Origin of the sequence: Protofrankia sp. Cas4 (assembly GCF_963555915.1) — a bacterium.
Lineage (GTDB): Bacteria > Actinomycetota > Actinomycetes > Frankiales > Frankiaceae > Protofrankia.
The window spans coordinates 34,438-42,128 of the sequence record NZ_CAUVXL010000004.1 but is presented as its reverse complement, the minus strand read 5'-3'; the positions used below and the strand labels follow the sequence as shown (position 1 = coordinate 42,128).

Genomic DNA, 7,691 nt, shown 5'->3' with positions numbered 1-7,691 from the left:
GCACCGCATGCCCCAGCCCGCGCGGTGCCTGCTGCCGGACGGAGTGCACCTCGGCAAACCCGGCGGACGCGCGGACCCGGTCCAGCCGGGTCGTGTCGCCCTTGCGTTCCAGTGCGGCCTCAAGCTCGGCATCCCGGTCGAAATGATCCTCTATCGCCTTCTTGGTACGACTCGTAACCAAAAGGACATCTCGTAGGCCGGCGCGCGAGGCCTCCTCCACCACATACTCGATAGCCGGCCGGTCGACGACCGGCAGCATCTCCTTGGGAAGGGACTTGGTCACGGGCAGGAACCGGGTGCCCAGCCCCGCAGCCGGAATCACCGCCTTCGTTACTGACATGGGCGAAACCATAGCTGTAGGACGGCCGGCGGGTCACTGCGGCGCGGTTCCAGCCGGTGTGGTTCCCGTCTGCGTGATTCCAATCGGCGCGGTACAGACCCAGTCCACGGCGAGCAGGATCGGAGTGTCCGGCGGACCGGACAGAGCGAACCGGCACGTCCAGTCCGCGACTTTCGGGCGGCCGAGACGCTCCCAGGCGTCGACGAGCGCGATCGCGGTGTCGAGGGCGACCGGGTCCCCGGCGAGGATCACCTCGTCGTGGGTGAACAGCGCCGCAGATCCGGTGTCCGGGTCGAAGACGCCGCAGCCGCCCCACTCCTCGGGCGCCCCGGCGACGTGTACCCGGGTCACCCGTTCGTCCAGGCACGCCGCGGCGAAGCACAGGTCCGCCAGATCGTGCGGATGCAGGTCCGCGGGCAACACCCGGTGCCGGGTGACGGGCGCCGCGGTCGAACGGACGAACGGCGGCACCGAGGACGGGCCGTACCAACCGAGAGGTCCGGTGACCGGCAGGAATCCGGCCGGTGCCAGGCCCCGGCCATGCATCGCGCCGGCAGGCGCGTCGGTGCCGGCAGCCGCGTCCGCCGCGCCGGTCGTCACCAGAATGATCGGTGAGAGGCCGCCGTGACGCATCGGAGCGAGAACTCCCCCCCGGGGGCCGAGCTGCTCCACCCACGACGGCGCCAGGCCGTTCACCGCGCAGGTGACGACCACCCGGTCATAAGGTGCACCGTCGGGCCAGCCCTGGTAGCCGTCGCCGTGGACGACCGTGGCGAGCGACGTGTCGACACCGTCCGCGGCCAGCCGTGCCAGCGATGCGCGCGCCTCGGTGGCAACGAGCGGGGACACCTCGACCGAGGTCACCCGGCATCCCAGCACGGCCAGGAGCGCCGCGTTGTATCCGGTGCCGGCGCCGATCTCCAGTACGCGCATGCCCGGCACCACATCCAGCCATTCGATCATGCGGGCGACCAGCGACGGCTGGGAACACGACGACAACACCGCGTTCTGATCCCCGGAAATCTGTGTGCCTCCGGAGGCCTGTGTGCCCCCGGAAGCCTGCGGGATGTGGGTGACCAGGGCGCTGTCGGCATAGGCCGCGTCGAGGACGTCGCCGGACGGTGGGTGGTCCTGAGAGACCGTGAGGTAGCGCGGTGTGGGCCCCACACCGTCATAGAAGCCGGTCAGGCAGCGGTCCCGGCGGACGGTGGCAAACGCGCGCGCGACATCCGGCCGGGTGACGGCTCCGAGCATCCGCAGCCGCTCGACAAAGGCGTCGAGCCGGGCCGATATCGATGGACCGTCGTTTGCCGCATCCGCCGGGCCGCCCACGGCGGACACTGCCTGATCCGTTTCGTCCACCTTCCCAGCGTCGGCCAGCGTGGCATCGTTTGCCAGCCATTCGACCGATTCATGATCGCAGTTGTTGATATATTGGCCATTTCCGCAATACGGACCACAAATATATCAATGGAGCATCCAGTTTCAGACAACAAAGAATCAGGCCGTTCACCTACCGGACACGCCGCAGATCGGCCAGTTCGCGGCGCAGGTTGGCACGGGCTGCCGACTCCCAGTGGTGAAATGCCCAGGGCGTCGCATATACCCGGCAGTCGAGCAACGCACGCAGGACGGCCGCCCGGCCGGCGACCCACTGCTCCGGGGAGGCCCAGCCGTATTCCCGCCGTACTCTGCGGACGTAGACGTCGTACGCAGGCGCCGGACGGGCGAGCACCCGCAGGTCCGCATCGTTGATCATGGCTTCGTCGGGTTCGGCGGACACATGCGTCCCCGTTGCCCGCACCAACCGGTCGACGTCCCGGATCACCGACCGCGGACATCCCAGCTCGGTCAGCGTGGCAACGGCCAGCTCCCCGGAGCGGGCCTCGTTGTCGCCCGCACATGTGTCATAGACCGCGTCATGGAAGAAGATCGCAAGCCTGCCGCCGGCAACCGCCGACAGCACGCCGGCGCGCCCGGTCGGCTGATCCCAGGCCCGATCAGCCGCGACGAGCAACTGCAACGCCGTCAGCGTCTCGCCGACGTGACGGAGTGTATGGTAATAGCGACCAGACTCGCAGTAACGACGAGCCAGATCCGCAAAGGCGGCCGCCCGCCCGGCCTCGTCCGCCCGCGCGCCCACAGCCAGCAGCGCGCCGTCAAATGATCGCGCCAGCGGCGACAGCACGACGGTGCCCACATACCCCTCCGATGATCATTACTCCTGGGCGGCTCCGCGCACCGCACCTGCGAGCGCATACCCAGACCCGATCATCGGCGCATTTCCGCTCCGAGGCGACGGAAGCGCGGACCACAGCGTTGCTTTGATCGAACACACGTGCGATCATTAAACGGTGGCAGCGATCATCACCATCGATGGCGAGGACTACCCCCTGCCCGACGACACCAATGTCGAAGAGCTACGCCGTCGCATCGCTCAAGCGGTGTTCAGGTGCGAGGTCGAGCAGCTGCACCTCGCTGACGGCCACGTCATGCTGGTCAACTGGCGGTCGGTCCGGACCATCCGGATCCGCCGGGTGGACGCGACGGCTCCGGGCTCCCCCACCCACCACCGCCGGGGGTACGGATCATGACGACCGCGCCGGCGGCCAGCTCAAGACTTGTCTTGGGTGCCAGCGCAACACCGTCCACCTCGTTACGACCCACCGCGCCCGGACCACCGCCGGCGGCGCCCTGTGGTGCATGCCGACGGCGATCGGTGAGCACCGACAGGGTCGCCGGTTCCAGCACCCGGATCGACCGCACCAGCCCGGCGCCACCGCGATGGCGCCCCGGCCCGGATGTGCCCGGGTCCAGCTCGTAGCGTTCAACCCGCATCGGGTATTCCAGCTCCAGCGCCTCGATCGGGGTGTTCAGGGTGTTGGTCATACCGACATGCACACCGGACGGCCCCGGTCCGCGAGAGGAGGCGCCCTGGCCACCGCCCAACGTCTCGTAGTACGTCCACCCACGCCCGCCGATGATCAGATTGTTCATCGTGCCCTGCCCCTGCGCGGGCAGACCGGCCGGCCCCGACTGGGCCGTCTGTGACCGGGCGGCGAGGGCCGGGGCCAGGGCCGCGAGCACCGTGTCCGCGATCCGCTGGGATGTCTCGACGTTGCCGGCGACCACCGCTGACGGCCGGCGCGCGTCCACCAGCGACCCTGGCTCGGTGCGCACCGTGAGCGGAGCGTAGGTGCCGTCGTTGGCCGGAACGTCGTCGGGCAGCAGCACCCGCAACGCGAAACAACAGGCCGACCGGGTGACCGCCCGCGGGCAGTTCACGTTGCCCGGTACCGCCGGCGAGGTTCCCGCGAAGTCGACGGTCAGCCCGTCCCCCTCGATCGTCGCGGTCACCCGGATCGGGATGTCGTCGTCGCCCACGCCGTCGCCCTCGACCTCGCCGACAGCGGTGTACCGGCCGTCCGGCAGACTCGCGATCATTGCCCGGCTCCGCCGTTCGCCGTAGGCCAGCACCTCGGTGAACGCCTCCAGCACGACGGCCAGACCGCGACGGTCGACGAGTTCGGCCAGCCGGGTGCCGGCGAGCCGGTTGGCGGCGGCCTGCGCGCGCAGGTCGCCACGCCGCAGCTCGGGGGTCCGGGAGTTCGCACAGATCAACTCAAGGATGTCGTCCTGCCACTCACCGTCGGCGACAAGCCGCACGGGTGGGATGATGAGCCCCTCCGCATAGATCTCCTGCGAGTCGGCCGGCATCGACCCGGGCCGCATCCCACCCACGTCCGAATGGTGCGCGCGGGTCGCGGCATAGGCGATGATCTGGCCATCGGCGATCTGGCCATCGGCCGCCAGCGGCGAGACGAGGGTGATGTCGGGCAGATGGTTCCCCCCGGCAAACGGGTCGTTGAGCACCCACACGTCACCGGGCACGGCACCGCGTTCGGCCACGGCGCGCACCGACTCGTACATCGCGCCGAGGTGCACGGGGACGTGGGCGGCCTGGGCGACCATCCGCCCGGCCGCGTCGAACAGGGCGGCGGAGCAGTCCCGGCGTTCCTTGATGTTGGACGAGTAGGCGCTGCGCACGAGCAGTGTCCCGGCCTCCTCGGCGACACCGGCAAGGGCGCTGGCCAGTACCGACAGCGTCACCGGATCCATCCCGTCCTCCGTTCGAAAGCAGGCGGATGTCCGGTGTCGCCGGCTCCCACAGCCAAGGCTGGCATACGCCGTAGAATACGCTTCGGGTAATTACAGGAGTACCAGTGGTCATCACCCCGGAATTACTTCCGGGGTGATGACCAACCCGCCGGTGTGGGCTAGTCGGTGTGGGCTGGTTGGTGTGGCCGCGGGCAACAGCCGGGCCAGATAGAACGGAGAGGGCCATGGCGGATCTGAGCAACAGCACCGATCCGGCCACGAAGGCTGCGCTGTCGGCACATGTGACCCCCCGGCGCTGTTCGAGGGAATTCTACGACAAGGAACTCGTTCGCCTGCAGACCGAACTCGTGCGGATGCAGGAGTGGATCGTTCATCGGGGCCTACGGGTCGTGGTGGTCATGGAAGGCCGGGACACCGCGGGCAAGGGCGGGACGATCAAACGCGTCACTGAGAAACTCAATGCCCGGCACTGCCGGGTCGTCGCTCTCGGCACGCCAACCGAACGCGAACGGACGCAGTGGTATTTTCAACGATATATCCAACATCTGCCGGCGGCGGGTGAAATAGTGTTTTTCGACCGGAGCTGGTACAATCGGGCGGGCGTCGAACGGGTCATGGGATTCTGCACCGACGAGGAGTACGAGGATTTCCTGCGAACCTGCCCCCAGCTCGAACGGGCGCTGGTACGGTCGGGCATCATCCTCGTGAAGTACTGGCTGTCACTGAGCGACAAGGAACAGGAAAGACGCTTCGGTGATCGGATCAAGAACCCGGACAAGCGGTGGAAACTGTCAAACATGGACCTTGAAGCCCGTGCCCGCTGGGTCGACTACGCCGAGGCAAAGGATCAGATGTTCGCCTATACGGACCTCAGGGACGTGCCCTGGTACGTCGTGGACGCCGATGACAAGCGAAGCGCCCGATTGAATCTCATCAGCCATCTGCTGACCATGATCTCATATGAGACCCTCCCGCAGACGGACATTCAGCTTCCGGCACGGCAGGAACGCGCTTACATGCGTCCGCCGATCGACACCCAGACCTGGGTGCCCCGCCGCTACGTCGTCGACTGATCCGGCACCAGCCGAATGCCCACATTCGGCCGGCGCCCGTGGAACTTCTCCGTAGTCGGAGGTGGATGTGCGCAAGTTCGTCATCATGGGCGTGCAGGGCAGTGGGAAGGGCACGCAGGCGAAAATGCTCGCGGACGATCTCGACCTCGTCCACATCAGCGTGGGTGACATATTCCGCTGGAACATGCAGAGCCATACCAAGCTGGGCGCTCAGGTCAGACGCATCGTCGCCAGCGGCCACCTGGTTGGCGACGATCTCGTCGAGTCCGTCGTCCGCGACCGCCTCGCCAGCCACGACTGGAACTACGGCTTCGTCATCGACGGCTTCCCGCGCAACGCCCGGCAGGCCGAGTTCTTCCTGGAGAGCTACGACATCGACGGCGTGATCTACCTGGACCTCCCCGACGAGGAGGTCTACCGCAGGGTGCTCGCCAGACGGCTGTGTTCACGCTGCGGACTGGACTACAACCTCATCGCCAGTCGCCCCCAGGTCGCCGACACCTGTGACGTCTGCGGCGGTCAGCTGCTGACCCGATCGGATGACAACCCCGAGGCCCTCGGGGTCCGCCTCCGCGAATATCACGAGAAGACCCGACCGGTGATGGAAATCTTCCAGCGCAAGGAATACGTGGCGGTCGTCGACGCCCGACATAAGGCCGTCGACGTGCAGGCCGAGATCCGCGAACACTTTGATCTACCCAAGATCGCATCATCGTAAGCGGCGGGCAGCCGGCGCCCGCGGTACGGACGCCGGCCGGCAATTCGTCAGAGAATAAGGCCTGCCGCGGTCGACAGATTGCGGAAAACCAACGTCCAGAACACGCTGCAGTCAAGCAGTCCGATCAACGGAACCTCCCTATGGCGAGTAACACGTTGCATCACGTACTGTATCTATTTCGATACACAGAGTAGCCACATGACTCGCGATTGGCAGTGACCGCGCTGGGTGTGTTGACGCTCGAACTCTGGGGCTACGGCCTCCGGGCGCGCGATCTGACGATCGTCGCGCGCCCTTTGGCCCTCTCGGACCCGGGGACGCCGTCGATCGTGATGGGCGGGATACGGTACGGCCTGCGTGCCGCGCCGGGATCGCGGCACCGCGAGAGGAGAAACGTCCGCGATGAGCGACGAGCAGCTCGTCCGACCCGCGCAGGTCAGCGGGTTCCCCGAGTGGCTGCCGGAGGTCCGGCTGGTTGAGCTGCGCTGGCTCGACGAGATCCGCCAGGGGTTCGAACGCTACGGCTTCTGTTCGGTCGAGACCCCGTCCGTCGAGGCCCTCGAGGTTCTGCTGGCCAAGGGCGAGACGTCACAGGAGGTCTACACACTGCGCCGGCTCCAGGCCGAGGCTGCCGACGACGGCGATGCCCGACTCGGCCTGCACTTCGACCTGACCGTGCCGTTCGCCCGGTACGTCGCCGCACACTTCAACGACCTGGTCTTCCCGCTCAAGCGCTACCAGATGCAACGGGTCTGGCGTGGCGAGCGTCCGCAGGAGGGCCGCTACCGCGAGTTCACCCAGTGCGACATCGACGTCATCAACGTCGACCACGTTCCGCTGCACTTCGACGCCGAGCTCCCCCGGATCATCCACGAGATCCTGACCGGCCTGAACATCCCCGCCTGGTCGATCAATATCAACAATCGGAAGGTGCTGCAGGGCTTCTACAGCGGCCTGGGCATCGACGACCCGCTCGGCGTCATCCGGATCGCGGACAAGATTGACAAAGTGGGTGCGGCCGGGGTCGAGAAGCTGCTCGCCACGCGGACCGCGCTGACACCCGCACAGATCAAATCCTGTCTGGATCTCGCCCACATCCGTGGCGTCGACGCGGGAGTGACCGCGGACATCCGTCGCCTCGGCGTCACCTCCGACCTGCTCACCGAGGGTCTGGACGAACTCTCGTTCGTCCTGGACGAACTGTCGGACCTGCCTGCCGGCAGCGTCGTGGCGGACCTGTCCATCGCCCGCGGCCTGGACTACTACACCGGCACCGTCTACGAGGGAAAGTTCCTCGACTGGCCCGACTACGGCAGCATCTGCTCGGGTGGCCGCTACGCAGATCTCGCCGGGTCGTTCATTCGCCGGCACCTGCCCGGCATCGGGATGTCGATCGGGCTCACCCGCATCTTCGCCAAACTTGTGGCCGAGGGCCGCCTGA

General features: G+C 67.2%; 7 protein-coding genes. 3 read left to right on the top strand and 4 right to left on the bottom strand.

Going from position 1 to position 7,691, the window contains the following annotated elements:
* The 4 genes from U9979_RS00280 to U9979_RS00265 all read right to left on the bottom strand — a co-directional run.
* Positions 1-340 (bottom strand): sugar phosphate nucleotidyltransferase (locus U9979_RS00280; protein WP_322777762.1); only part of this gene is annotated, 340 nt, incomplete at its 3' end.
* A 33-nt stretch (positions 341-373) separates the two neighbouring features.
* The gene (locus U9979_RS00275; protein ID WP_322777761.1) at positions 374-1,681 is read right to left on the bottom strand and encodes a hypothetical protein; all 1,308 of its coding nucleotides are present in this window, start codon (positions 1,679-1,681) and stop codon (positions 374-376) included.
* A 172-nt stretch (positions 1,682-1,853) separates the two neighbouring features.
* Positions 1,854-2,540: a hypothetical protein gene (locus U9979_RS00270; RefSeq protein ID WP_322777760.1), complete on the bottom strand. Its 687-nt coding sequence runs from the start codon at positions 2,538-2,540 to the stop codon at positions 1,854-1,856.
* Positions 2,541-2,839: 299 nt separating this feature from the next.
* Complete coding sequence (locus U9979_RS00265; RefSeq protein WP_322777759.1) at positions 2,840-4,459, bottom strand: hydantoinase B/oxoprolinase family protein; 1,620 nt, start codon at positions 4,457-4,459, stop codon at positions 2,840-2,842.
* Positions 4,460-4,683: 224 nt separating this feature from the next.
* Between U9979_RS00265 and ppk2 the strand changes: the two genes are divergently transcribed.
* The 3 genes from ppk2 to U9979_RS00250 form a co-directional block, all read left to right on the top strand.
* Positions 4,684-5,532: a polyphosphate kinase 2 gene (ppk2, locus tag U9979_RS00260; protein WP_322777758.1), complete on the top strand. Its 849-nt coding sequence runs from the start codon at positions 4,684-4,686 to the stop codon at positions 5,530-5,532.
* Positions 5,533-5,599: 67 nt separating this feature from the next.
* The gene (locus U9979_RS00255) at positions 5,600-6,250 is read left to right on the top strand and encodes a nucleoside monophosphate kinase (protein WP_322750323.1); all 651 of its coding nucleotides are present in this window, start codon (positions 5,600-5,602) and stop codon (positions 6,248-6,250) included.
* Positions 6,251-6,652: 402 nt separating this feature from the next.
* On the top strand, positions 6,653-7,691 hold a 1,039-nt coding region (locus U9979_RS00250; protein WP_322777757.1), incomplete at its 3' end, for a histidine--tRNA ligase.

Coding starts and splice junctions, on each gene's coding strand:
- ppk2 (WP_322777758.1), top strand. CDS start 4,684: ATGGCGGATCTGAGCAACAGCACCGATCCGGCCACGAAGGCTGCGCTG.
- U9979_RS00265 (WP_322777759.1), bottom strand. CDS start 4,459: ATGGATCCGGTGACGCTGTCGGTACTGGCCAGCGCCCTTGCCGGTGTC.